Source organism: Parviterribacter kavangonensis, assembly GCF_056863335.1.
Window position 1 is genome coordinate 44989 of sequence record NZ_JBXPJA010000002.1, and the last position, 24972, is coordinate 69960.

General features: G+C 71.4%; 22 protein-coding genes and 1 pseudogene. 10 read left to right on the forward strand and 13 right to left on the reverse strand.

Going from position 1 to position 24972, the window contains the following annotated elements:
- The first annotated feature begins 3 nt into the window (after nucleotides 1–3).
- A complete protein-coding gene (locus AC1UE4_RS15960) occupies nucleotides 4–1149 on the forward strand; it encodes an acyl-CoA dehydrogenase family protein (protein ID WP_482918294.1) in 1146 nt (381 codons plus the stop codon).
- Here AC1UE4_RS15960 and AC1UE4_RS15965 read toward each other — a convergent pair.
- Complete coding sequence (locus tag AC1UE4_RS15965) at nucleotides 1146–1805, reverse strand: TetR/AcrR family transcriptional regulator (protein ID WP_482918295.1); 660 nt, start codon at nucleotides 1803–1805, stop codon at nucleotides 1146–1148. The two genes, AC1UE4_RS15960 and AC1UE4_RS15965, sit on opposite strands and share 4 nt — an antisense overlap.
- 238 nt (nucleotides 1806–2043) lie before the next feature.
- Entirely contained in the window at nucleotides 2044–2676 is a 633-nt protein-coding gene (locus tag AC1UE4_RS15970; protein WP_482918296.1) for a carboxymuconolactone decarboxylase family protein, read from the reverse strand.
- A gap of 123 nt (nucleotides 2677–2799) precedes the next feature.
- Here AC1UE4_RS15970 and AC1UE4_RS15975 point away from each other — a divergent pair, with 123 nt between their 5' ends.
- Nucleotides 2800–4272, forward strand: coding sequence for a TIGR03557 family F420-dependent LLM class oxidoreductase (locus tag AC1UE4_RS15975; RefSeq protein ID WP_482918297.1), 1473 nt, complete (start codon nucleotides 2800–2802; stop codon nucleotides 4270–4272).
- The gene (locus tag AC1UE4_RS15980; RefSeq protein ID WP_482918298.1) at nucleotides 4262–5983 is read left to right on the forward strand and encodes an FAD-dependent oxidoreductase; all 1722 of its coding nucleotides are present in this window, start codon (nucleotides 4262–4264) and stop codon (nucleotides 5981–5983) included. The genes AC1UE4_RS15975 and AC1UE4_RS15980 overlap by 11 nt, the downstream gene beginning before the upstream one ends.
- A gap of 455 nt (nucleotides 5984–6438) precedes the next feature.
- Here the strand turns inward: AC1UE4_RS15980 and AC1UE4_RS15985 are convergent, their stop codons facing one another.
- The 6 genes and pseudogenes from AC1UE4_RS15985 to AC1UE4_RS16010 all read right to left on the reverse strand — a co-directional run bounded on the left by AC1UE4_RS15985 (nucleotide 6439) and on the right by AC1UE4_RS16010 (nucleotide 15018).
- Nucleotides 6439–6852, reverse strand: coding sequence for a TIGR03668 family PPOX class F420-dependent oxidoreductase (locus AC1UE4_RS15985; protein WP_482918299.1), 414 nt, complete (start codon nucleotides 6850–6852; stop codon nucleotides 6439–6441).
- A gap of 217 nt (nucleotides 6853–7069) precedes the next feature.
- Complete coding sequence (locus AC1UE4_RS15990) at nucleotides 7070–7942, reverse strand: GNAT family N-acetyltransferase (RefSeq protein ID WP_482918300.1); 873 nt, start codon at nucleotides 7940–7942, stop codon at nucleotides 7070–7072.
- Between the two features lie 127 nt (nucleotides 7943–8069).
- Nucleotides 8070–8276 carry a hypothetical protein gene (locus tag AC1UE4_RS15995; RefSeq protein ID WP_482918301.1) on the reverse strand — a complete coding sequence of 69 codons (207 nt, stop codon included), beginning with the start codon at nucleotides 8274–8276 and terminating at the stop codon, nucleotides 8070–8072.
- A gap of 104 nt (nucleotides 8277–8380) precedes the next feature.
- Nucleotides 8381–8944, reverse strand: a pseudogene (locus tag AC1UE4_RS16000) (dihydrofolate reductase family protein).
- A 9-nt stretch (nucleotides 8945–8953) separates the two neighbouring features.
- A complete protein-coding gene (locus AC1UE4_RS16005; RefSeq protein WP_482918302.1) occupies nucleotides 8954–11164 on the reverse strand; it encodes a hypothetical protein in 2211 nt (736 codons plus the stop codon).
- Nucleotides 11161–15018: a hypothetical protein gene (locus AC1UE4_RS16010; RefSeq protein WP_482918303.1), complete on the reverse strand. Its 3858-nt coding sequence runs from the start codon at nucleotides 15016–15018 to the stop codon at nucleotides 11161–11163. The genes AC1UE4_RS16005 and AC1UE4_RS16010 overlap by 4 nt, the downstream gene beginning before the upstream one ends.
- A gap of 77 nt (nucleotides 15019–15095) precedes the next feature.
- On the opposite strand from AC1UE4_RS16010, the gene AC1UE4_RS16015 reads away from it, so the two are divergent.
- Complete coding sequence (locus AC1UE4_RS16015; RefSeq protein ID WP_482918304.1) at nucleotides 15096–16214, forward strand: zinc-binding dehydrogenase; 1119 nt, start codon at nucleotides 15096–15098, stop codon at nucleotides 16212–16214.
- A gap of 21 nt (nucleotides 16215–16235) precedes the next feature.
- Here the strand turns inward: AC1UE4_RS16015 and AC1UE4_RS16020 are convergent, their stop codons facing one another.
- Nucleotides 16236–16445 carry a hypothetical protein gene (locus AC1UE4_RS16020; RefSeq protein ID WP_482918305.1) on the reverse strand — a complete coding sequence of 70 codons (210 nt, stop codon included), beginning with the start codon at nucleotides 16443–16445 and terminating at the stop codon, nucleotides 16236–16238.
- Between the two features lie 45 nt (nucleotides 16446–16490).
- Nucleotides 16491–16892, reverse strand: a complete 402-nt coding sequence (locus AC1UE4_RS16025; RefSeq protein ID WP_482918306.1) for a cyclic nucleotide-binding domain-containing protein — start codon at nucleotides 16890–16892, stop codon at nucleotides 16491–16493.
- A gap of 120 nt (nucleotides 16893–17012) precedes the next feature.
- On the opposite strand from AC1UE4_RS16025, the gene AC1UE4_RS16030 reads away from it, so the two are divergent.
- From AC1UE4_RS16030 to AC1UE4_RS16045, 4 genes are read left to right on the forward strand one after another with little or no spacing between them, the layout of a single operon-like run.
- Complete coding sequence (locus AC1UE4_RS16030; protein WP_482918307.1) at nucleotides 17013–17609, forward strand: hypothetical protein; 597 nt, start codon at nucleotides 17013–17015, stop codon at nucleotides 17607–17609.
- A gap of 9 nt (nucleotides 17610–17618) precedes the next feature.
- The gene (locus AC1UE4_RS16035; protein WP_482918308.1) at nucleotides 17619–18992 is read left to right on the forward strand and encodes a cytochrome ubiquinol oxidase subunit I; all 1374 of its coding nucleotides are present in this window, start codon (nucleotides 17619–17621) and stop codon (nucleotides 18990–18992) included.
- The gene (locus AC1UE4_RS16040; protein ID WP_482918309.1) at nucleotides 18979–20214 is read left to right on the forward strand and encodes a cytochrome d ubiquinol oxidase subunit II; all 1236 of its coding nucleotides are present in this window, start codon (nucleotides 18979–18981) and stop codon (nucleotides 20212–20214) included. Before AC1UE4_RS16035 ends, AC1UE4_RS16040 begins: the two co-directional genes overlap by 14 nt.
- The gene (locus AC1UE4_RS16045) at nucleotides 20211–22187 is read left to right on the forward strand and encodes a DUF7064 domain-containing protein (RefSeq protein ID WP_482918310.1); all 1977 of its coding nucleotides are present in this window, start codon (nucleotides 20211–20213) and stop codon (nucleotides 22185–22187) included. Before AC1UE4_RS16040 ends, AC1UE4_RS16045 begins: the two co-directional genes overlap by 4 nt.
- Nucleotides 22188–22200: 13 nt before the next feature.
- Here AC1UE4_RS16045 and AC1UE4_RS16050 read toward each other — a convergent pair whose 3' ends face one another.
- The 3 genes from AC1UE4_RS16050 to AC1UE4_RS16060 form a co-directional block, all read right to left on the reverse strand.
- Nucleotides 22201–22935 carry an NUDIX hydrolase gene (locus tag AC1UE4_RS16050; protein ID WP_482918311.1) on the reverse strand — a complete coding sequence of 245 codons (735 nt, stop codon included), beginning with the start codon at nucleotides 22933–22935 and terminating at the stop codon, nucleotides 22201–22203.
- Nucleotides 22936–23002: 67 nt separating this feature from the next.
- Entirely contained in the window at nucleotides 23003–23407 is a 405-nt protein-coding gene (locus tag AC1UE4_RS16055) for a hypothetical protein (protein WP_482918312.1), read from the reverse strand.
- A 42-nt stretch (nucleotides 23408–23449) separates the two neighbouring features.
- Nucleotides 23450–23899 (reverse strand): Lrp/AsnC family transcriptional regulator, encoded by a 450-nt coding sequence (locus tag AC1UE4_RS16060; RefSeq protein WP_482918313.1) that lies wholly within the window; start codon nucleotides 23897–23899, stop codon nucleotides 23450–23452.
- 82 nt (nucleotides 23900–23981) lie between these two features.
- Between AC1UE4_RS16060 and AC1UE4_RS16065 the strand changes: the two genes are divergently transcribed.
- Together AC1UE4_RS16065 and AC1UE4_RS16070 are read left to right on the forward strand one after the other, a co-directional pair.
- Nucleotides 23982–24665: an AzlC family ABC transporter permease gene (locus tag AC1UE4_RS16065; RefSeq protein WP_482918314.1), complete on the forward strand. Its 684-nt coding sequence runs from the start codon at nucleotides 23982–23984 to the stop codon at nucleotides 24663–24665.
- Nucleotides 24662–24964, forward strand: a complete 303-nt coding sequence (locus AC1UE4_RS16070; protein ID WP_482918315.1) for an AzlD domain-containing protein — start codon at nucleotides 24662–24664, stop codon at nucleotides 24962–24964. The genes AC1UE4_RS16065 and AC1UE4_RS16070 overlap by 4 nt, the downstream gene beginning before the upstream one ends.
- Nucleotides 24965–24972: the final 8 nt, after the last annotated feature.

The window sequence follows — 24972 nt, forward strand, 5'->3', positions numbered from 1 at the left end:
CGCATGTCGAGGTTGCTGACGAGCGAGCAGGAGGCTCTGCGCGCGAAGGTCCGGGAGTTCGCGCGCGACGTCGTCGGCCCCCGCCGGCTCGAGGCGCATGAGAACGCGCCGTTCCTCGTCGAGATGAACGGCCGCGCCGGCGACCTGGGGTTCCTGCGCGCGATGGTCCCGAAGGCGTTCGGCGGCGCCGAGATGGGCACCATGGGCGGCGTCATCGTCGTGGAGGAGATCTCGCGCGAGAGCCCCGCCGTCGCGCTGAGCGTCATGAACCAGATGCTCTTCCCGCTGGTCATGCTGATGAACCCGGCGGCGACCGAGCGCTGGTTCGAGGGGGCGGTGGCCGGCACCATCACCGTTTCCGCGCCGTTCACGGATCCAGTCGGGATCACGAACTACGCCGAGCACCCCGAGATCGCCGTCCGCGATGGCGACGAGTACGTGCTCCGCGGCGAGCGCACATACGCGACGCAGGCCATCTTCGCCGACGTCGTCGGGGTCGCCGGCATCTTCGAGGACGACCTGCGGATCTTCTGGATCGCCATGGATCAGCCCGGGGTGGAACGCACGCCGTTGCCGAAAATGGGCGTCGGCGCCCCGTGGGCGCGGATCGTTCTCGACGACGTCCGCGTCCCGGATGAGCTCACGACCGACATGAGCTTCGTGGTCAAGGACCGCAAGCTGGTCAGCGTCGAGGGCGAGGCCGCCGCATCGACGCACTTCATCTCGGCGTTCTCGCTCGGGTTGGCGGACGGCGTCTTCGAGAAGACCGAGGCGTTCCTCCGCCAGCGCACGTCGGGAGGCCGTCCGCTCGCGCAGATGCAGGCGCTCCAACACAAGCTCGTGCGTATGAAGCAGAACATCGAGGCAGGTCGTTCCATGCTCTACGACGCGGCGCAGCTCGTCGACGCCGGCCGGCGCGACAACGTCCTCGACCACTTGGTCAAGACGTTCGTCTGCGAGATGGCGATCGACGTCGCGAGGGAGTGCGTCATGCTGCACGGCGGCCGCGGCTACCTCCGGGAGGCCGGGATCGAGATGTACCTCCGAGATGCGGTGGGGGGCGCGATCGGCGAGTGCACGACGGACATGCACTACTCGACCGTGGCCCATCTGATGGATCTCCCGGGCGCCGAGCCCAGCGCGTTCTAAGCCGCCAGCTCGCGGGCGCCGCCAGCGCCGTGATCGGCGTGGATGGCCATGTACCACTGCTCCGCCATGGCCCGGACCGTGCGATCCAGGTCCAGCTCCGCTCCACGGACCGCCACGTGCGACGCGACCGCATGAAGTTGCAGGTGCATCAACGAAGCTCGCGCACGGGCGTCCGCCAGATCGCGCGGCAGGCCGGCTGCCGCGCGCGCTCGCAAGATCATCTCCGCGAACCGCGACGTCCTGCGCTCGGCGTGCGCGTCGGTGATGGCGCTGATCTCGGGATCTTGGAGGTCGCCCTCGCTCCAGGCGCGCGCGAGGAGCCGATGTCGCTGCCACTTCTCCAGTGTCGCGGCGATCCATCGCGCGAGCTTGTCGACCGTGATCGGGGTCTGCTCGTTGATCCCGCCGAAGAGCGGGGCGTCCTGATCGTCGATCAGCTCGGCGAGCAGCGCGGCGAGCGCGTTGCGCTTCGACCAGTACAGGTAGAACGTCCCACGGCTGGTGCCGGCGCGACGGGCGATCTCCTCGATCGTGACGTGGTAGCCGCGTTCCTCGAACGCCTCGCGCGCTGCGTCGAGGAGGAGCTGACGAGTCTGCTCGCGCTGGCGCTCTCGCAGCGGCGGGCGCGTCGAATGCGTGTTCTGCTGTCGGTCCATGGGTCGTGATCTCCTTGGTAGGGGAGTTGCGTGACCCACAGTCGAAAAGGAGGATGACACATCTAGCAGACGGACCGTCCGCAACCGGCGCCTTAGTCAAGAAGTTGACGCAATGTGCATCGGTTCGCAGATGGTTAGGCCGCAATCGCGGTCGGGGAACGCGCGATCCTCCGGACCTCACTGAAGGAGGTCCGGAAGATCGACTCGTGGACCCGGGCGCCGTTGCCGGCGCCGGCGCTCACGCCCGATGGATACCGGGGACGTGGACGACCTTGCCGGACATTCTGGCGTCGTTCACCATGACGTCGCCCTGGCCCCATGGGGTCGTCCGCTCGCCGCGGTTCTCCTGGAACCGCGCGGGGAGGTTCTCGACGATGTCGAACGTCGACAGCAGCCGGCCCACTCCGTTCGTGCCCGCGCAGAGGACACCGAGCTCGATGACCTGGGCGGGCGTGAAGTGCTCGTGCACGCGCGCGTACGTCTCGTCCGTGATCGCGTGATGGTTCGTCGCGAAGAGATCCAGGAACGCGAGCGCTGCGCGCTCGGCCTCGGTGAGGTCTGCGGCCTCCTCCGGCCGCTCGAGCGAGCAGACGTCCTCTTCGGTCACGCCGACGTCCTGGTTGCGGGTCGCCATGCACGTCCGGCACTGGTTGTGGAACGACGAACGCAGCCTGATCAGCTCAACGAGCCGCGGGTCGAGGCTGTTGTAGGTGTAGACCGCCTCCATCCACTGGACAACGGCCATGGCCAGCTTCGGCGACCAGGCGAACGCACGCAGATGAGCCGGCGCGTCCTCTCCGAACAGCGGCTCGTAGAGCTCGGGCGGCGTCGGCGGGATGCGTCGCGACTCGAGGCTGGTGTCGACGGTCATGCGGTCCTCCCCGTGAAATGGGATCCGTGTGCGCCCTGACATTACAATCCGAATAACGCTTGCGCAATACGTCAGAGAAGTGACACACTGTCTCCGATTCGTCTCCAATTGACGGAGGGTTGCGTGTCGGTCCGCATCGGTTACAAGGCGTCTGCCGAGCAATTCGGCCCGCGCGAGCTGCTCGAGTTCTCGCTCGCCGCGGAGGCGTCCGGCCTGGAGGACATCGCGGTCTCTGATCACTTCCAGCCGTGGCGTCACCACGGCGGCCACGCACCCGCCGCGATGCCGTGGCTCGCGGCGCTCGGCCAGGCGAGCGAGCGGGCGCGGATCGGCACCAGCGTGCTCACGCCGACGCTCCGCTACCACCCATCGATGGTCGCGCAGTCGTTCGCGACGCTGGCCTCGCTCAGTCCGGGGAGGGTCTTCCTCGGCGTCGGGTCGGGCGAGGCGATGAACGAGACGCCCGCGACGGGCGTGGAGTTCCCCGGGCGCAAGGAGCGCCGCCTCCGCCTCGCCGAGGCGATCAGGTTGATCAAGCTGCTGTGGTCGCAGGAGCGTGTCGACTTCGACGGCGACTACTACCGCGTGTCGCGGGCGACGATCTACGACCGGCCTGAGCAGCCGGTGCCGGTCTACGTCGCGGCCTCGGGGCCGCTGGCGGCGAAGCTGGCCGGGCGGGTCGGCGAGGGGTTCATCTGCACCAGTGGAAAGGACCCCGAGCTCTACACGGGCCTGCTCGGCGAGGTCGAGGCGGGGGCGCGGTCCGTGCACCGCGACCCATCGGCCATCAGCCGGATGATCGAGATCAAGGTCTCCTACGACCGCGACGCCCCGCGCGCCTACGACGCCTGCCGCTGGTGGGCTGCGCTGGCCTTGACGCCCGAGCAGAAAGAGGGGATCGAAGACGCCCTTGAGATGGAGCGCGCCGCCGATGCGAACGCCGACCGCGCCCATACGCGGTTCATCGTCTCCGACGACCCTGACGACGTCGTCGAGCGCATCGCGACCTACCTGGACCTCGGGTTCGATGAGCTCGTCCTGCACGGGCCGGGCGGCGACCAGCGCCGCTTCCTCGAGCAGTTCTCGGAGGACGTGATGCCGGCGCTCCGGGAGCGGGCGGAGCTCACGCGGCTGCGCGCCATCGACGACGCGCTCGGATGGATCTCCAACGAGCGCGCCGGCGATGACCTGACCGAGACGCGCTCGGTGGATCTCGCTGCCGGCGAGCGCGCCGGGCTCATCGAGCGCACGGACGGCGGCCTACGCGTCACCGCGCGCGGCGATCGCGTCGCCGCTGACTTCTCCGCGGCGCTCGCTTCCGGATCGGACGACGTTCAGGGCGAGCGGCTGAGCGCGCTCGCCGGGGACGTCGACCCGGCGCTGGCGGCCGAGGACGCGCTCGCTTTCCGGCACCTCGCCGAGTTGCTCGTCTGGCTCGGCGACGGCGGCTCCACCGTCGGCGACGCGCCCGCCGCTCGCGCCCGTCTCGTTCGAGACTTCGATGTCGCCGTCGCCGCAGGGGTTCTGAGCCGGGAGGACGACGGCGGCGTCCGGCTCACGCGGTCTGGCCGGGAGTTGATCGCCAGTGGCCGATGATCCCGCGACGGCTCCCTGGTGGGTCGACGACATCCTTCTGGGCGAGCCCGCGCCGCGGCCGCGCGGGAGCGCTCGTGCTTCCGCGTGCGAGTGGGACGTCATCGTCGTCGGCGCGGGCTGCGCCGGCCTCGCCGCCGCGATCTTCGCGCACGACGCTGGGCGATCCGTCGTGATCCTCGAGGCTGCCGAGGAGGGCGGCGGGACGACGTGGAAGTCGGGCGGCGGCTTGTGGGTACCGAACAACCACGTCATGCGAGCTCTCGGGCTCTCGGACGACCGCGAGGGGGTCCTGCGGTTCATCAGCCGGATGGGGTACGGCGACGTCTTCGACCCGGACGCCGAGCGCTACGGGCTCGGCGCCTGGGAGTGGGGTCAGCTCAACGCCTTCTACGACAACGCTGCGGATGCGCTCGAGGAGCTCGAGCGCAGCGGCGCGCTCGTCGTGCGCGAGCTGCGCTCGTTCACGGAGCAGTACCCGGCGATGGTGCCGTACCACGCCGACGTCGACGACACGCTCGCGGCGTACTACCGGCACGTCGCGCCGAAGACCAAGACTGGGAGCGGACCCGGGCACGAGCTCATCCGGCAGCTGTGGGCCGCAGCGGAGAACCGCGGCATCGAGTTGCTGACGCAGCATCGCGTGCGGGAGCTCGTTGTCGACGGCGCCGGCGCCGTGTCCGGCGTCGTCGCAGAGAACACCTCGGGCGACGCAGTGCCGCTCGCGGCGCGGCGGGGGGTCATCTTCGCGACGGGCGGCTTCGCGCACGACGAGCAGCTGCTCGAGGAGCACTTCCGCGCGCCGCTCTACAGCAGCTGCGCCGTGCCGAGCGCCCGCGGCGACTTCGTGCGCCTCGCGCGCGACGCCGGTGCCGATCTCGCGCACATGGGGAACGCGTGGTACCACCAGGACGTTCTCGAGAAGGTGGCCGCGGGCGGGCGCGAGTGCATGGAGGGCGGCATCAACGTCCCAACCGGCGACAGCATGATCATCGTCGACCGGTGGGGCGAGCGAGTCGTCAACGAGAAGGCGATGTACCAGGAGCGCGGCGGGGTCCACTTCGAGCCGGGCGCCGACGGCAGCTTCCCGAACCGCGTGCTGTTCATGGTCTACGACGAGTTCGTCGCTACTGACCATCGGATGTGGCTCTGCCTCGACACCTTCGTCGCTCCCAAGCCGTGGATCATCGAGGCGCCCGGGCTCCCGCAGCTGGCGGCCGCGATCGAAGATCGGCTCGCGCAGTACGACGAGCTGACGAACGGGATGCGTCTCGACTCGGGCTTCGCTGATCGGCTCGCCGAGACGATCGAGCGGTTCAACGGGTTCGCGCGGGTGGGCCGCGACGAGGACTTCGGCCGGGGCCGCCGCGTGACGGAGCGCGACTGGACGGGGCCGGCCCGTCCGGGCAACGAGTGGAACCCCACGATGCACCCTCTGTCCTCGACCGGGCCGTACTACTGCGTGATGCTGTGCGGTCACATCCTCGACACCAACGGCGGGCCGCGCATCGACCCGCACGGCCGCGTTCTTCGGCACGATGAGAGCGTGATCGACGGCCTGTACGGCGCCGGCAACTGCGTGGCGTCGATCGCCGGCAAGGCGTACCTCTCCGGTGGCAGCACGCTGGGACCTGCGATCGCCTTCGCATACGCGGCGGCGCGGCATGCGGTGCAGCGCGAACCGGCGGGACACCCCGTCACCGCTGCGAAGTAGCGCGAGGGCCGGCGACGCCGAGGCCTCGGCGACGGCACGTGGGCGGTGACGGCTAGGCGCTCTCGATGTGCGCCCGAACTGAGGTCCCGCTCACATCCATCCATCCACGGTCCCGTGCGAACTCGAGCATCGCCGTGAAGCCCTCGCGCCACTCTGCCGTGGATGCGCGAGCCCCAGCGAGATCCGTGATCGCATCGCGCCGCAAGAACACGTGGCCCGGGCTCTCGGGCGTCCCGAGTGGTGCCAGCAGTGAGGCGACGCGCGGATCATCCGGCGCACAGCCGACAACCACGACCTTGAACTCCCGGAAGTTGTCCGGACCCTCGAGCGAGACCTGCGACCGGTCGACGTGAACCAAGACGTACATCGCGTGCCCCGCCGTTCTACCAGCTCGAGCGCCCGTGTGGGTGCGCCGCGGCTCCGCCGTGAGCCGGATCGGCGCGACTCTTCGGTCCTCAAGTCGCAGCCCAGCCTGACCATCGGGTCACGATGACCTCGAGGACCGGGCCCGTTGGGGGGGCGGCACGGTACTGCGCATAGCGAGCGACCAAGAGCTCGATGCCTCGCCTCCCCGGCGCGCTCGTCGCGTCGTGCACGCGCGCCCGGCCGTCCGCGCGCACCCACCACAGACGCGACCAGTCATCCTCGTAGTGGTCAACGAGCAGCGCGACGTGCGAGTTCTGCCGCACGTTGTTGAGACGACGCAGGTTCTGTGATCGTTTGGGCTTCCGATCAACCGCGCTGAAGATCACGTCTCCGTCGACTGCGAACACCAACGGAACCAGATGCGGGACTCCCGCGGGATCTGACGTCGCCAGCCGCGCCACTCGAGCGCTGGCGAGCCGCCTGCGGGCCTCTTCTTCGATCAAATCGGCTCCGAACTCAGCGAATGTCGCGGCTAGGAGGACTGGGGACCTGCGACGCTGACGCCGCGTACGATAAACACCAGATCGGGTACTCCGACCCTCGGAGCGCGGGGGCGGCGCCGTCGCCGCGACCGAGCTCAGCTACCGCTTCTTGTTCAAAGGGCTACTTCCTCAGGCTGAATCAGGACGCGGAGCCGAAGTCCCCGGCACGATCGCGCGATCAGTAAACGACTGACGGGAACCAGGCGCCCTGCGGTTCTCGGTAGTCCCCGAGCGCCATGACGTTCATCGGCTTGATCAGCCTCAGCCCCTGTTGGAGCGACCACCGGAAGAGCTCGGAGCGCAATGGGACCAGGAACGCGAGTGGATCGTCGATCGACGCCGCTGCGCCGACCAACAGCGCCTCCAGGTCAGCTGCGGTCTCCGCGACCCCGTGGTTCATCGGCCAGAAGCTGACCGCGGAGGCATAGGCGACGATGCGGCTGTCCCGAAGAGCTACGAACGGCGCGAACGCCTGCTTCGCGTCGCGAAGCTCGTTCGTGCGCTCATAGCCGTGCACCGCGCGGCAGAGCTCTCCGCAGGCGCCGAGATCGTCGTCTTCGAGCGGACGGATCTCATGGTCCGAGGCGCCACCGCCGCGCGGGCTGCCGGCGACGACGGCGACGGGTTCCTTCACATCGAAGCCAAGGACCTCGTAGAGCGCGAGTGAGCGCATGTGGAAGGCGTCTTGAAGGAGGCGGATGCCGGGGGCTCCCTTTCCGCGCTCGAGCACGGCCTCCATGAGCTGGCGCCCGACCCCGGAGTCCTGTCCTTCGGGAGCCACCGTGATCGGGCCGACGCCGCGGATCGGGCTGCGCTCATCGAGGAAATTCGAGCCGACGATCTCGCCGTCGACTTCCGCGAGGACGCCCCAGATCTGCGGATGGGCGATGAACATGTCCACCAGCCCGGCGGCCGCCTCAACCGCCGGGAAGTCGCGTTGGAAGCGGTGATGGTCATCGATGGCGCCGAAGGCCTCGAAGACGATCTCGGCGCACCTCCCAGCGTCAGCGGGTCCGGCCTCGCGCAAGGTGACCTCGTCAGCCGACGCCATCGCCATCCCAACCTCCTGCGGGTGCCGTCACGGGCGAGCCTACGCCCGTCCTCCGCTGTGGTCAATCGGCGCTGGCCGTAGCGCTTCTCGCACGAAGCGGCAGCGTGCGCTGCCGGTCGCTGGTGCGCTACTGCTTGACGGTGACGTCGGGCAGGACGCCCTCGACGACATCCACGTCGAGATGACTCAGGTCCTCGACTTGGTGCTCGATCTCGATGCCGGCTTCGCGGTCGCGTTGACGCTGCTCCTTGCGGAGGTTCCTCGCCTGGCGCTTCTCGCGCACCTTCGCCTCGCGGTTCAGCTTCGCGAACGTCGTCTTGTTCTTGCCAGCCAAGGTTGACCTCCAGGTCGCGCAAGCGCACCGCCGTCCCGGGGGCACGGCGGCGACGCGCTGAGCGCAGTTTCCGGCCGGCGGACGCGCGACCTCGCCCGGAAAGGCTAGCTCGGTCGCCGGGGCACGAGGATCCGGGCGAGTGCCCCGCTCTGGAAGCGCGCCTCCTCGACGACGTCCAGCCTCAGATGCTCTCCCAGGTCGGCGAACGGGCTACGGCCCGCGCCGATCGCGATCGGAACCGTGGTCAGTTGGTACTCGTCGACGAGGTTCAGGCGGGTCAGCGACGTGGCGAACGTGGGGCCCCCGTGGACCAGGACGGTCCCTTCGTCGTCCCGAGCCTTCAGGTCCGCGATCGCCTGGCTCAGATCCCCGCCGAAGATCTCGGCCGGTCCTCACTCCGCCTTCTCCAGGGTCCGGGAGAAGACAGCCTTGGGCTTCTCGTTCATCGAGGTCGCGATCGGCCCTTCCGACGCCGTCCAGTGCGGCCCCATGATCTCGTAGCTCCGGCGCCCCATCGCGTGAACGCCGGCCGCATCGAGCGCACGACGGTTCCACTCAGCCGAGTCCTCGCCGAAGAACTCGAACATCCACTCATGAGTCCCATCGGGGCTCGTCGCGAAGCCGTCGAGGGACAGCACCATCTTGAGAACCACCTTGCGATCGGTCACGTCGCGGGATCAGCCGTTCCGCTTGGGCTCGTACAGCTCCTCGACCCTGTCCCACTTGATCGAGCAGAAGTACGTCAGCGGCAGCTGGAGCCGCTTCGTCTTCACCGCGCCCGACCCGACGCGGTAGCGGACCTTCGCCTGCAGGATCGAGCCGAAGATCACGACGCCGGTCGAGCCGATGTTCCCCATGATCCGCGGATCGGTCTTCGCGGTGATCGAGAAGGGCGCCGACTTGTCGGTCTGCTTCCTCGGCAGGACGCCACGGGTCGTCTTCCAGGCGACGCTCACGATCTTCGGCCGGCCGCTCGCCGGACCGCCGACCGTCGCCGACACCTTCAGCGTGTTCGTGTTCGTGCACTCGCCGTTGGGCGACGGCTTGAGGCTGACCGTGTGCTTCGTCGTGACCGTGCGCTCGGTGTCGTCGCGGGTCGGGATCATCCGGATGTGGGCGTCGCCGAAGCTGTGCCAGACCACCCAGCCCTGGCCGTCGCGGCCGGCGCCGACGCGCGGAGCCTGCGGGAAGCCGAGCGCGACGCCCCCGACCTTCGACTCGGGGTCGATCTGGGCGAGCATCGTCTTGGGCCGGAAGTCGCCGCCGGGCTTCGCCGCGCGGTAGACGATGCAGAAGCGCTTGTTGCCGTTGTCGTCCAGGCCGGGGGACACGTCGTCGCCGTAGGGGCAGCCGTCGGCGCTCGCGACGTACGTGACGTGACGCCCGCCGGCGGCGTCGTAGCTGAGATCGGCGTCGGCGCAGTCGCTGTTGTCGGCATGGAGGAACCCGAACGCGCGCACGGTCCCGCCCTGCAGCCCGCGCAGCGGGACGGCGCCGAGCCGCGTGCCGAACGGGTCGACCCTCACCGGCGAGCAGTCGAGGATGCTTGCGACGCTCCGCGAGGTGGCGACCTTCCGCGCGCTGGCGGCGTTGACAGGCGTCCACGGCTGGTCGGTGGTCTGGTTGGCGGGATCGCCGACGACCCGCAGGGCGACGAGCGGTCCATCGGTGACGTCCGGATGGCGGTTGGCAAGCGCGACCCCGCGCCCGTCGGGCAGGACCGCAGCGCCGACGACGACGCGGCGCTGGAAGGACTCGTCACCGATCCACGGCACGGCGTCGGAGGTCAGATCCAGGCGGGCGATCCCCTGCAGCGGTGCGTTGGACAGGTTGAACCACGGGCCGTAGGTGATGTACATCGCGCGCTCGTCCCGGGACAGCGCGGCGCTGCTCACTGCGGACTGGAAGACGCCGACGTTCACGTCGTAGCGCTCCGGCGACCAGGTCTGGCCGTTGTCGGAGGAGGTGAGGACGATCGTCCCGCCGCGGCCCGTGAGGGCGTGGGCGGCGACGATGTAGAGCTTGCCCGACGGCCCGAGCAGGATCGTCGTCGTCGACGCGAACGGCGCGTAGTGCAGCGTCCGCTTGAGGGCACACCCGTTGCCTCCGCGCGGCACCCGGCAGAACGCGATCGCGTCCCTGCCGTGGCTGCTGGTCGTCCACACGACGTACGCGGTCCCCGCATCGTCGACGGCGATGGAGGGCCGCCCGCCCAACGCGGCCACGCCCAGGTCGAGGATCCTTCCCTGCGTCACGGGCGCGACCGGCTCGGCGACGCCGTCGAAGCGGGACTCGGTGGTCGCCTGCGCCGTGCCGCCGTCGTTGCTGGAGATCGTGATGGTCGCCGGGTAGCTGCCGCCGTCCGGGTAGGCGTGGCTGCCCTGGACGAGGTAGCGCCCCGCCGACCCGGCGCTGACGATCGTCGCGTCGCTCGTGGTGCCGTCGCCCCAGTCGACTGTCGCTCTCAGGCTCTCGGGAACGCCACTCGGGTTGGCGTCGGAGATCGTCGCGAGGGTGACGCCGCCGGCGGCGGCGGTGGTCGGGTTGACCGTCCCTTCGGCCGTGATCGGGGCGTCGGTGACCGTGGCGAACGTCGTCCTCGACGTCGCGGCGTTCGCCGCATCCGCGACCGTGACCGTGTAGCTGCCGTGCTTGGCGTACGCGTGCGCGCCGGAGACCGAGCCCGTCCCGTCCGGCGCCTGGTCGACGGTCGTCGTGTCCGCGGGCGAGCCGTCGCCCCACGTGATCGTCGCTTGGGCGGGCGCGGGCTTGGGGAACGTGACGAGCGGCTGGGGGACCCCGGCGGTGCCCTCGACGAACTCCGCCGCCGACGCGGTGGTGGCCGGCAGCAGGACGGCCGCCGCGAGGATGGCGAGCGCCCACCTCATCGGACGCGGGCGGTCCTCGTCGCCGTGGCGACGGTGAAGCGCGTGCCGCGCTTGCGCAGCGCCGTGCCGATCACCGTCAGGGTGTCGTTGCGCCGCGCCTTGGCCGACAGCCTGATCGTCACCGTCCGTCGTCCCGGCTTGCCGGCCGAGACCGTGCCGTTCGCGATGCGGCGCTTGCCGCGGCGCACGACGTAGGTGACCCTCGCCGCGCCGCTCGCCGTGTCCCTCGGGACCGTGATCGCGACGCGCGCCGTCCGCCTCTTGCCCTTCACGCGCGTGGTCGGCCTGCCCATCCGGAGCTTCGTCGCGGCGGACGCGCGGAGCTTGACGCGGCGCGTCTTGCCGCCTGTCCGGACGACGAGCCGCCCGCCGCCGAGCTTGCGCCACGAGGCCGGCTTCAGCGTCAGCTTCTGGTTACGTCCCGCCTTGAGCGTCGCGGTCGCCTCCTGCGGGAGCGCGGCCTTGTCCGTGGAGGAGAGCGTCAGCTTCACCGTCGCCGCGGGCCCGCGGTGATCGATGACGAAGGACTGGCTGCCGCGGATGAAGCGCAGGCCGTCCCTGCCCTTGGTCGTCGTCGCCAGCGACGCGGTCCGCCATCCGCCGTTGCCCGTCTTGCCGGACATCTCGACCGTGACCTTCGCCGAAGCCTTCGAGGGGTCGACGGAGACGGAGTTCTGCTTGGGCGCCACCGCGACCGTGTTCGTCTCGCCGCGCTCGACCGGCGCGGTGATCCTGGAGACCGTGTTGCGCCCGAAGACGACCTGGGTCTGCGCGGCGTTGCGGTCGCCGCGCATGTCCACCCGGTACGGCGTGTTGCCGGGGATGAACTGGCCATCGACGGGGGCCGGTCCGCCGGTCGCGAGCGTCCACGGCACGATGTCGAGCTTGGTCGCCGGGTCGGTGTTGACGACCCCCGGCGCGCTGTAGAGCTTGCGCTTGCCCGCCGTGATCTGCGTGACCGTCGACGGCGTCTTGGCCGCGGCGTTCTGAGCCGCGACCGCCCGGAGGTTCGCGACGCCCTCGCCGGCCCATGCGATGAACAGGCTCGCGACAGTCGCCACGCCCGACACCGGGCTGATGATCTCCGCGTCCTCGGTCGGGAGGTCCCACTGGCCGGCGATGATGTTGGCGACCTGCTTGCCGCCGAAGCTCGAGCTGGGCAGCTGCCAGCTGCCGTCCGCGTGCACGTGGATCCGGCTGTCGATCGCTCCGTTGTTCGTGTGGTTCGTCCCCGCGAGCCGGTCGGAGTTGAAGTTGCCGTTCGCGTTCGCGTCAGTGGGGTTGAACGGCGCGTTGCTGTCGTACACGTAGATGAAGTACGCGCCCGCCTCGTTGGGATCGGTCTCGACGTCGTAGGCGGTCACCACATGCAGGCCGTCGATCGTCCCGCCGTCGCGGATCGAGAGCAGCGGGTGGTCCCCGCTGCGCAGCATGTCCTCGATGGTGGAGCGCAGGCTCGACGGCGTCTGCGCGACGAGGTTGAAGAGCATCTGGCGGCGGTAGAAGGCCATGTAGTCCTCTGAGAACTGGCGTGCCCAGGCAGCCTCGATCTCGTCGGTGATGCCCTGCGCGCGCACGTCCCCGACGTCGCCCTTCTGCGGCTGGCCGCCGATCGTGAACGGGTTCGTCGCGTTCGCGGCGAAGTCCGCCGGGGAGATCCGGCCCTTGCGCATCCACTCGCTCTCCCAGGAGAACCCGAAGCACGCGCCGTTGTTGAACTGCAGGACCGTCCAGACCGTCACGGCCCACGGATCCGGGACGCCGGACGGCACGCAGCCGACGAACGGCACCGGGATGCAGAGGAAGATGTCCTCGTCGCCGAAGGCGCGCCTCATGTCGTCGAAGCTGACCTCGGCGTCGAAGTTGCGGAACGCGAAGCCCATCGTGTTCCGGTAGGTGTCGACCATGACCTGCTGCGGTGCGCCCGCGCGCGAGACGATGCCCGTGGCGTCGAGCGTCGCGAGCTCGACGGTGCCGGTGGTGGCCAGGCGCGGCGTCGTGATGGTGACCGAGTCAGCCCCGCGCGTCCCGGGCACGACCGCGCGGTCGTTGCCGACGCGCACCATCGGTGGCCCCGCGCCCGCGTAGCCCGGCGTCCCGCAGATGTCGATCCCCGGGACGGTCAGCGTGATCGGTGAACCCGGCTTGAGGTCACGCGGCGTCGTCGCCGTCGTCGTGCTGATGGCGGTGACGTTGAGCACGGTGTTGCGGACGGTCAGCGTGCGCGTGAACGCGGTGCGGCCCTCGGGCTGGACGCCGATCGTCAGCGTCGCGCTGTCGGCCTTGTTGCCGTGATGGGTGACCGTGTAGCTCACGGACAGCGGACCGTCGTTCTTCGCCTCGACCCTCTGGCTGGCCGGGCTGACGCTGAACAGCGCGGGCGCGGACGACGTCACCGTCACCGTGACGCGACCGGCATATCCGCCGCTCACGTCCAGCGGCACCGTCCCGGTGACGTTTGCACTGCCGCACTGCTCGGACATCGCCAGATCGCTCGGCGGCGGGAGCGCGACGTCGCCGGTGTTGCTGAAGCACGGCTGCGCGTCCTCGGTGCAGAAGCGCGCGGTCGCCAGCGACTCCCCCGGCCCGTCGCCGACGCGTCCGGCGAGCAGCGCCTTTCCGTCCGCGGCGAGCGCGAGTCCGTTGCCGTGGGCGGCGGCGCCGCCGGGGGCGTCGGCCAACGCCGCGCCGGGCTGTGCCCCGGACCCGCCGTAGCTGGTGTCAAGCGCGCCGCCGGACGTCAGCCTGGCGGTCATGAACCCGAAGCGGGAGGCGCCGTCGACCTCGTGCGATGCCTCGCCCGCGACGAGGAACCGCCCCGCACCGTCCGTCGTGATCGCGTGCCCGATCGAGGTGCCGCCGTCGCCGATCTGCGCGTGGAAGATGCCGCCGGTGCCGAAGGAGCCGTCGAGCGCGCCGGTGGCCGCGCTGAACGCCGCGACCAGCAGCTCCGTCGCCACGTCGGCGAGCGCGCCGGTGATGGCGATCTGGCCACCCTTGACCGTCAGCCCGAAGGCCCCGCCGATCGTGTCGACGGCGATCAGGCTCGTTCCGTTGCCCTGGTTCCCCCAGCCGCCGGTCAGCGCTCCGGTCGACGAGCTCACGCGGGCGAGGAACGGCACGGTGTCGCCGTCCCGTGCGTCCCCGGCGAGCACGTAGCTGCCGTCGCCGAGCCGGCCGATCGCGTTGGCGCGAGCCAGGCCGTCGGCGCCGATCGCGGTGAGCCCGCCCCAGGCAGGCTGGTCGATCCCGCCGGAGGAGAGCTTGGCGCGGACCATCTTGGTGATCCCGCCGTCGAGCGCCTCACCGGCGACGATGACCGAGCCGTCGGCCTCGACGATCACCGCGTTGGCCGCCGCGAGGCCCCCGTTGCCGCGGGCGAGCAGCACGACGCCCGTGCCGCCGAAGGTGCCGTCGGGCGTGCCGTTGGCGGAGAAGCGAGCGACGAGGATCTTGAAGGTGCCGGCGTCGAAGGAGCTGCCGACGGCGACGATCTTCCCGTCCGGGGCGAGCGTGACGGCGTTGAACTGCGAGTTGCCGGTGCCGGCGGTCACGAGCGTCTGGCCGCCGGTGCCGAACCCGGCGTCGCGCGTGCCGTCGGCGTTCGTGCGGGTGATAACGGCGCGTAGCTTCGCGCCCCCGCCGGTGTCGTCGAGCGCCTCGCCGGCGACGACGGCCTTGTCACCCTGCGCGACGACCGCGGAGCCGCTGGACTGGTTCCCGTTGCCGGTCGGAAGCACGGAGACGCCCCGCACGCCGTACCCGGGGTCCGGGGTTCCCTCGCCCGCATACGCGGTGCTGACCGGTAGCGCCAGCACGCTCAGGACAGCGATCCAGCGTGCTATCCAGGACACTGGCCGACACTACTCCCGCCGCAGCATGCCGGTGCGATTTTCTTCGCGTCGCGTCCTGATCAGGGAAGCTCCTGCGCATGACGCCTCCCGACGCTCCCACCAGCGGCCGCAGCCTGCGGTCGACGATCACGTCAGACGGCGAGCTGCGGCTGTCGCTCGAGGAGCGCCCGCTGCCCGAGCTCGGGGAGGGGCAGGTGCTCGTCGCGGTGGAGGCGTCGCCGATCAACCCGTCGGACCTCGGCGTCCTGCTCGGGCCCGTGCGGCCGGACGGGTTGACGCGCGAGGGCGACGACCTCGTCGGCAGCGTGCCCGCCGAGCTGCTGCCGCGGTTCCGCGACCGGCTCGACAAGCCGCTGCCGGTCGGCAACGAGGGCGCCGGGACCGTGGTGGCCGGCGTGCCGGAGCTCGTTGGCAAGCGCGTTGCGCTGTTCGGCGGGTCGATGTGGGCCGACTACCGCGTGGCCGACGCCGGCGCGGTGGTCGAGCTGCCCGACGACGTCAGCGCCGCCGAGGGCGCGGCGCTGTTCGTCAACCCGCTGACCGCGCTCGCGATGGTCGAGACGATGCGGGCCGAGGGCCACACCGCGCTCGTGCACACCGCCGCGGCGTCGAACCTCGGCCAGATGCTCGTGAAGATCTGCGCCGCCGACGGCGTGCCGCTCGTGAACGTCGTGCGCAAGCCCGAGCAGGTCGAGCTGCTCAAGGGCATCGGCGCCGAGCACGTGGTCGACTCCTCGCAGCCCGACTTCGCCGAGCAGCTGACCGAGGCGATCCGCGCGACCGGCGCCACGCTCGGCTTCGACGCGGTCGGCGGCGGGACGCTGGCCGGCGACATCCTCAGCGCGATGGAGCGCGCGCAGCCGCCGCTCGAGAGCTACACGCCCTACGGCACGACGACCTACAAGCAGGTCTACATCTACGGCTCGCTGGACTTCTCGCCGACCGTCATCAACCGCGACTTCGGATTGACGTGGGGCCTCGGCGGGTTCCTGCTGATGGTCGCGCTCGGCCGGCTGGGCGGCGAGGCCATCGGGCGGATGCGGGCGCGCGTCGTGGCCGAGGCGAAGACGACGTTCGCGTCGTCGTTCGCCGAGACGATCGGCCTGTCCGGGGTGCTCGACCCCGCCAACCTCGGCGTCTTCGCGCGGCGGAGCACCGGCGCGAAGTACCTCGTCGACCCGTCGAGCGACCGCTGAGACCGTCGCCCCCGCGGGCGGCTAGCCCTGAAGCGGGCCGGAGAGCTCGGCGCGGAGGGTCGCGATCTCGGTGACCGCGGCGCCGATGTACGCGGCGCGGTGCGCGGCGATGTCGGTCTCGAGGTCGGCCATGTAGGGGACGTTGTCCGTGAGGCCTTGCGAATCGGCGAGCGCGCGTTCCAGGTACAGCTGGTGCAGCTCGCTCTGGATGTCGGCTGCGGTGTAGGTCATGACCGGAACGATAGATACCCCAACCGGGTATGAGTGTGACGTGGGCTACACGGGCTCGGAAAGCGGGTGGCGCTCGGCCGCCGTGGCCTTGAGCCGCTCGTCCACGGCAGGGATCGCCGAGGCGACCGCCCGGAGGTCGCGCGCGGTCATCACCGCGAGGCACATCGGCGACGTCGCGGTGACCGTCGCGTTGCGCTTGCCGCGTTCGAGCGCCGCGATCTCGCCGAGGAAGTCGCCGGGGCCGAGGTCGGCGACGTGCTCGCCGTCCCGCGTGACTTCGGCGCTGCCGTCCTCGATGACCATGAACTCGTAGGCGAACGCGCCCTGGTGCAGGAGCTCCTTGCCCGCCGGCACGTCGATCTCATCCGTGACCGACGACAGCCGGCGGAGATCCTTGCCACCGAGGTCGGCGAACAGCGGGATGCCCTTCAGCTTGCGTTCGTCCATGGCGCAGTCCCTCCTTCGAGACGTCATGGCATGGCCTGCGTCGATCCTCTCCCAAGACGTGATCGGCGGTCAAGCGCGCGTCAAGTCGAACTGCGCGCCGAGATGCGAGATGCTTCACGGATGGCCGGATCGGTCAGTCGTCATGAGGAGGCAGCGGCCCGTCACGACAGGGCAGCGGTAACGCACGACGACGCGGCGGCGTTCTGGCAGGAGCTCGGCAACGCGGACCGCGCCGGCCTGCACCGCGATGCGGCAGTGCACGAGCGTGCCGGCGCGGTGATCGAGCGCAGGTGGGCGGACCTGATCGCAGCCGAGCGGCCGGGCGAGGGGGCGGCGGGCACGAGGCTCGCGCCGGGACGCAGCGAGCACGACGAGCGATCGGCCGACCTCGAGTCGCACGAGATCGCGGCCGAGATGCGGGAGTCGGACCTCGAGGCGCGGGAGAGCACGATGACGCGCCGCGAGAGCGCGGCCGACGCCCGCGATCAGCACGCGGACGAACGCGAGCAGGACGCGGACCTGCGCGAGGAGGACGCCGACGTCCGCGAGCGTGACGCCGACGAGCGCGAGGGGACGGCCGAGATGCGCGAGATCGAGCGGCAGCACCGGCTTCGGCAAGGCGAGCAGCGCCGGCAATCGGCCGCCCGGCGCGATCAGGCCGCGCTGGAGCGCGAGGAAGCGACATCCCGGCGCGACAGGCGCTACGAAGACACGTAGCATCGCCGTGTGAGCACGCTCTGGGCGGCGCTTGCGCCGATCGAGCAGGAGCACCTCTCCGAGGCGCGTCAGATGCAGGCGCTCTCGTTCGCGGTCCACATCCCGCTCGTCTGCTTCGGGATCGCGTTCCCGAGCATGGTCCTGCTCGTGGAGTCGCTCTACCTGCGCACCGGCGACGAGGTCTACCGGGTGCTGGCCAAGCGCTGGTCGAAGGTGATGATCGCGCTCTTCGCCGTGGGCGTCGTGACCGGGACGATCCTGTCGTTCGAGATGGGCCTGCTGTGGCCCAACTTCATGGCGACGTTCGGCTCGGTCTTCGGGCTCGCCTTCGGCCTGGAGGGCTTCTCGTTCTTCCTCGAGGCGATCTTCATCGCGATCTACGTCTACAGCTGGGACCGCCTGTCGCCGCGCAAGCACCTGCTGTGCGGGGTGCCGGTGGTGCTGGCGGGGCTGACCGGCTCGCTCTTCGTCATCTCCGTCAACGCGTGGATGAACCACCCGGGCGGCTTCCGGCTCGTCGACGGCGAGGTCACCGACGTCCATCCGTGGAAGGCGCTCTTCGGCAACGGCCACCTGTGGCCCGAGCTGACGCACATGTACATCGCCGGGTTCATCGTCGCCGGCTTCCTCGTGGCGTCGGCGTACGCGTGGGGCTGGCTGAAGGGCAGGCGCGGGCGGTACGAGCGGATCGCGCTGGCGGTCCCCCTGACCATCGCCGCGCTCGCCGCGCCGGTGCAGCTGCTGGTCGGCGACTGGATCGCCCGGCGCGTCACCGAGGATCAGCCGACGAAGCTCGCGGCGATCGAGGGCCTCGGCGCGACGACGAAGGGCGCCGACCTCCACGTCCTCGGCTGGTACGAGGACGGCGAGGTGAAGTACGGGATCCCGGTCCCGAGGGGCCTGTCGCTGCTGGCCAAGCACGACCCGAACGCGACGATCCGCGGCCTCGACGCCGTGGCGGCGCGCGACCGCCCGCCGGTCAACGTGGTGCGCATCGCGTTCCAGACGATGGTCGGCATCGGGACGCTGCTCGCGCTGCTCGGCGTGGTCCATCTCGTGACGTGGTTCCGGCGGCGCCGGTTCGTCGAGTCGCGCTGGTTCCTCCGAGCGATCGTGGCCGCCGGGCCGCTGTCTGTCGTGGCGCTCGTCTGCGGCTGGGTGACGACCGAGGTCGGCCGCCAGCCGTGGGTCGTCTACGGCGTGATGCGCACATCCGACGCCGTCACCGGCGCGGGCGGGATCCCCGTCGGCTACGCGACGCTGGTCGTCGTCTACGCCGTGGTCGCGTGCGCCGTCGCATGGATCCTCGTGCGGCTGCAGAGCCGGCCGCTCGATGCCGCCGCGCAACCGCCTCCGATCCTGGAGACCCATGGACCTCGCTGACGTCCCCGCCATCCTGATCCTCGCCGGGATCGCGGCGTACGTCGTGTTCGCGGGCGCCGACTTCGGGGCCGGGCTCTGGTACTTGCTGGCCGGGCCGGGGGCGAAGGGGAGGCCGGTCCGCGACTTCACCTACCACGCGATGGCGCCCGTGTGGGAGGCCAACCACGTGTGGCTCATCTTCGTCCTCGTCGTGACGTGGACGGCCTATCCGACCGCCTTCGGCTCGATCGCGTCGACGCTCGCGATCGCGCTGCTCGTCGCGGCCATCGGCATCATCCTGCGCGGGACGACGTACGCGCTGCGCAGCGGGGCGCCCCCGGGCCGCGAGTCGGAGGGCGTCATCGGGTTCGTCTTCGGGGCGTCGTCGGTCCTCACCCCGTTCGCGCTGGGCGCGGCGATCGGCGGGATCGCGTCGGGACGGGTCCCGGTCGGCAACGCGGAGGGCGACCTGGTCACGAGCTGGCTGAACCCGCTCTCGATCATGGTCGGGGCCCTGGCGGTGGCGATCTCCGGGTACCTCGCCGCGGTCTACCTCGCCGGCGACGCGACCAGGTCGGGCGAGGCGGAGCTGGCCCGGGAGTTCCGGCGCCGGGCGCTGCTGATGGGCGTGGTGGCGGGCGCGCTCGCGATCGCCGGCCTGCTTGTGGTCCGGGCCGATGCGCGCGAGCTCTTCGACGACCTGACGAGCGGCGCGGGCCTCGTCGCCGTGATCGTGTCCGCGCTCGGGGGAGCGGCGACGCTGGCGCTGGTCCGCACGATGCACTTCGGCCCCGCGCGCGCCTCGGCCGCACTGGCGGTCGCGGCCATCGTCGCCGGTTGGGGCATCGCCCAGCAGCCGGACATCCTGCCGGGGCTCACGGTCCGCGAGGCCGCGGCGAGCGACGCCACGCTCGTGGCGCTGCTGATCTCGACCGCAGTGGGCCTCGCCGTGCTCGTGCCGTCGCTCGTGCTGCTCTTCGGGCTCGTCCTGAAGGGCGAGTTCGATGAGACTTGGTCGGCGGCGGCGGAACGACCGCCGCAGCACCGCGTCGCCGGCTCGCGACCGCGGGCGGCCCTCGCGGTGGCGCTGTTCGCCGTCGGCGCGCCGCTGATGTTCCTCGGCGACGGCGTGCTCCTCGCGGTCGGCGTGCTCGCGCTCGTCGCGTTCATCGTCGTCGGCGTCGTGGAGCTGCTGCGGCCGGACGTCCTCGAGGACCGAGATCCCGTACCTTCGCGCCGGTGACGAGCACCCCCATCGAGCGCCCCGAGGACGTCACTCCGGACTGGCTGCAGGACGTGCTCGGTTGCGGCCGGATCGCATCGATCGGGACCGAGCAGATCGGCACCGGCCAGATGAGCGAGAACCACCGGCTCGCGATCACGTACGCCGGCGACGACGCGGCCGGGCCGGCGACCGTCGTGCTGAAGATCGCCGCGCAGGACCAGACGAGCCGGCAGACCGGGCTGGCGCTCGGGCTCTACGAGCGCGAGGTGCGGTTCTACCTCGAGGTGGCCCCGCAGATCGGCGGCCCGCTCGCCCCGTGCCATCACGGGGCGTTCGACCCGGCGACGGGCGCGTTCTCGCTCGTCCTCGGCGACGCCGGCCCGGCGGTGCAGGGCGACGAGGTCGCCGGCTGCTCCGTCGAGGAGGCGCGCCAGGCGCTGGCCGAGCTGGGGCGGCTGCACGGCCCGGTGCTGTGCGACGACCGGCTCGAGGCGGCGGCGTGGCTCAACCGCGACTCGCCGCTCGACCAGACCATCGTCGAGCAGCTCCTCGCCGGGTTCGTCGGGCGCTACCGCGCGCGGCTCGAGGACGCGCACCTCGCCGTCGCGCACCGCTTCGTCGCCTCGTTCGACGGCTGGGCGGCCGCGCAGCTCGACGACCCGTCGTTCGCGCGGGGGCTCGTGCACGGCGACTACCGGCTCGACAACCTGCTGTTCGGCCGCGAGGGCGCCGACCGGCCGCTCACCGTCGTCGACTGGCAGACGGTGGGGTGGGGCCCGGCCGCCACGGACGTCGCCTACTTCCTCGGCTGCGCGCTCACGGTCGACGACCGCCGGGCGCACGCGGACGAGCTGCTCGATGCCTACCTCGAGGCGCTCGGTCCGGACGCGCCGATGACGCGCGAGCAGCTGCTCGACGGCGTGCGCCGCCAAAGCTTCTTCGGGGTGATGATGGCGATCGTCTCGCCGATGCTCGTGCAGCAGACCGAGCGCGGCGACGACATGTTCATGACCGTCTTCGCGCGCCACTGCCAGCAGGTGCTCGACCTCGACGCGCTCGCGACGCTGCCCGAGCCGTCCGCTCCGGAAGCGCTGTCGCCGGAGCCCGCCGACGAGGCGCCGCACGAGCCGGGCGGCGAGCCGCTGTGGAACGAGAGCTGGTACTTCGACGTCGCCGACCCCGAGCAGGGGATCGGCGCGTACTTCCGCCTCGGGCTCGACCCCGCGCGCGGCACGTCGTGGAGCACCACGCTGATCTGCGGCCCGGATCGCCCGACGGTCGCGCTCGTCGACTTCGCCGCGCCGCTGCCGGACGATGACCTGGTCGTCCGCACCGAGGCCTTCGAGAGCAGGCAGGTCTGCGAGGCGCCGCTCGAGCGCTACCGCGTCACCGTCCGCGGTCGCGGCGAGCGCTTCGGCGACCCGGCCGCGCTGCTGCGCGGCGAGTCCGGCGAGCCCGTCGACGCCGAGCTCGACCTCGTCTGGACCACCGCCGGCCGGCCGTTCCGCTACCGCCTCGCGACGCGGTACGAGCTCCCGTGCGAGGTGAGCGGGACGCTGCGCGTCGGCGACGAGACGTTCCAGCTGCGCGGTGCCGCCGGCCAACGCGACCACTCGTGGGGCGTGCGCGACTGGTGGTCGATGAACTGGATCTGGAGCGCCGGGCACCTCGACGACGGCACCCACGTCCACGGGGTCGACCTGCGCATCCCGAACACGCCGCGGATGGGCACCGGCTACGTCCAGCCGCCCGACGGCGAGGTCAGCGAGCTGAGCGGCGCGCCGGCCGAGGAGCAGATGCGGCCCGACGGCCTCGGCGGACCGACGACGCAGCGCTTCGGCGACGTCGACGTGACGTTCGAGCCCGTGGCCCACGGCCCGCTTCGCCTCGAAGCCGACGACGGCCGCGTCGCGCTGTTCCCGCGCGCGTGGGCGCGCCTGCGCGCGTCGGACGGCCGCAGCGGCGTCGGCTGGATCGAGTGGAACGTCTAGGGCTCGCCGGCCTCTAGCGCCAGGCGAACACCGGCTGCTCGAGGTGGTCGACGCGCTCGCCGGCGTTGCCCAGCAGGCCGACCTGGCGAAGCTGGTAGAGCACCGCGCCGGTCGGGGCGTGGATGAGGTCGTTGCCGAGCGGGATCTGGAGGACGGGGCGGTCGCTCTCGGGGATGTCGATGAAGCGCGCCTCGGCGTCGCGGAGCGCGTGGAGGCCGATCCGGTAGACGGCGAGGACCTCGTCGGGAGCGGGGTGGAGGCCGGGGTCGGCGCCGGCCCAGACGACGACCGGCGTGATGACGTAGCCGGAGCGCGTCGGGTAGTCGTCGAGCCAGCCGACGACGCTGTCGGGGCCGAGGCGCAGGCCGAGCTCCTCGTCGAGCTCGCGCAGCGCGGCATCGAGGGCGGTCTCGCCGGGGTCGACGCGCCCGCCTGGCAGCGCCCACTGGCCGGCGTGGCGGCTCATCCGCGAGGCGCGGCGGCAGAGCAGGAACGCGGCGCCGCCGGCGACGCCGAGCATCCGCCCGTCCAGCCGCCGTCCCCGCGAGTCGCGCACGTCGCCGGGGACGACGGACATGTCGATCTGCTCGGCGACGATCGGATCGCCGTCGTGGCGCTCGGCATCGCTGTCGACGAGCGCGATCGCGACGGCCGCGTGGCGCCGGCCGTCGAGCGCGTGCTCACGCCGTTCGTGCCGCTCGAGATTGGCACGCAACGACCGCCGGAGCTCATCGTCGAAGGTGATCATGGGGGCGCCGAACGTACCGTTCATCGCGACGTCCGAGCGCGCGGCGACCGAGAAGGCCTGGCCGCGGTTACGACTCGACGCCCGGTTTCGCGGTGAAGGTGAGCTTCGGCGCCTTGCAGGTCGAGCTCTTGAAGGTGATCGTGCCCTTCGCCGACTTCCTCGTCGGGAAGCTGACCTTCATCGTCACGGTCAGGCCCTTCGACCTGAAGACGATCGTGAGCTTGTTGTCGGCGGTCAGCGTGCCGGACGGCTTGCTCGACGAGGCGCTGCCGATCCCGCTCTTGCCCTTGCACGTGTAGCCGGTGTACGCCGCGGTTGCCTTGCCCTTCTTGTTCAGCGTGAAGCCCATCGGAAGGCCGCGGCCGTTGCCGCCGCTCCACGACGTGCCGAGCTGAGGCTTGGCCGCGGAGGCGGGGACCGCGGTCGCGGCGAGGACGGCGATGGCCGCGAGCAGGAGGGAGATCTTGCGCATTCGGCGACCCTCCCACACCGGGGACCGGTTGTCACCCGCGCGTCACACGAGCGTGCCGCCGCTCTTGACCACCTTCATCGTGAACTGGGAGTTGACGCGCGCGAGGCCGGGGAGCTCGGCGAGCTTGTTCATGTAGAAGGCCTCGTACGCGGCCTGGTCGGCGACGGCGACGAGGATCACGTAGTCGGGCAAGCCGAACATCCGGCGGCACTCGAGCACCTCGTCGAAACCGGCGACCGTGTCCTCGAACGCCTCGACGGTCGCGCGGTCCTTGAGCGTGAGCTCGACGTGCACCGTCACCTCGAACCCGCGCCCGACGCGGCCGGGGTCGATGTCGGCGTGGTACCCGCGGATCACGCCGGCCCGCTCGAGCGCGCGGACGCGGCGCAGGCAGGACGAAGGCGAGAGGCGCACGCGCTCGGCCAGCTCGACGTTCGAGAGGCGCCCGTGCTCCTGCAGCTGGCGGAGAATTGCGCGGTCGAGGGCTTCCACCGGCACATCATGCCGCTTCGGCGGCGTTCAGCCGAGCACGTTGCACGAACATGCCGCGGTCGACCGCCTAGGCTCGCCAGCCATGGCCACCGCCGCCGTCACCCTCCCGAGCCGGACGCTGAGCAGCGCCGCCGGGATCGGCATCGCGGTCGGCGTCTACGGGGTGTCGTTCGGCGTCCTCGCGGTCGCTGCGGGGCTCAGCCCCGCGCAGGCGTGCGTGATGTCCATGCTCGTCTTCACCGGCGCGTCGCAGTTCGCGTTCATTGGCGTGCTGGCGGGCGGCGGCGGCGCGGTCGCGGCGATGGGGCCGGCGGTGATGCTCGCGCTGCGCAACGCCGCGTACGGGCTCTCGCTCGTCCCCATCCTGCCGGGCCGGCTGCGCGACCGCGCGGTCGCGTCGCACCTGGTCATCGACGAGAGCACCGCGATGGCGCGGGCAGAGGACCACCCGGCCGCCGCGCGCGGCGCGTTCCTCGCCACCGGAGTCAGCGTCTGGATCGGCTGGAACGCCGGCACGCTCGCGGGCGCGCTGCTCGGCGGCGGCCTCGGCGATCCGCGGGCGCTCGGCCTCGACGCGATGTTCCCGGCGGCGTTCCTGGCGCTCCTCGCCCCGCAGCTGCGGCGCCGCGGCGCGCCGGTGGCGGCGATCGCCGGCGGAGCGCTCGCCGTCGCGCTGCTGCCGTTCGCTCCTGCGGGCGTCCCGGTGATCGCGGCGCTGGCCGGCATCGTGCCGGGCGTCCTCGTCGCGCGGGGCGTGCGCGCATGAGCTGGACGCCGCTGCTGGCGCTGTGCGCGATCTCGTACGGGCTCAAGGCGGTCGGCCCGCTGCTGATCGGCGGGCGCGAGCTCGGCCCCGGCGTGCGCCGGGTGCTCGACCTCGCCGCGGTGCCGCTGCTCGCCGCGCTCATCCTCACGCAGACCGTCGGCACCGGCCAGCGGATCGTGCTCGACGCCCGCGTGCCGGCGCTGCTCGTCGCGGCGATCCTCGTCTGGCGCCGCGCGCCGTTCCTCGTGGTCGTGCTGACCGCCGCGGCGACGGCGGCGCTGTTACGCGCCGCCGCCTGAGTCCCACC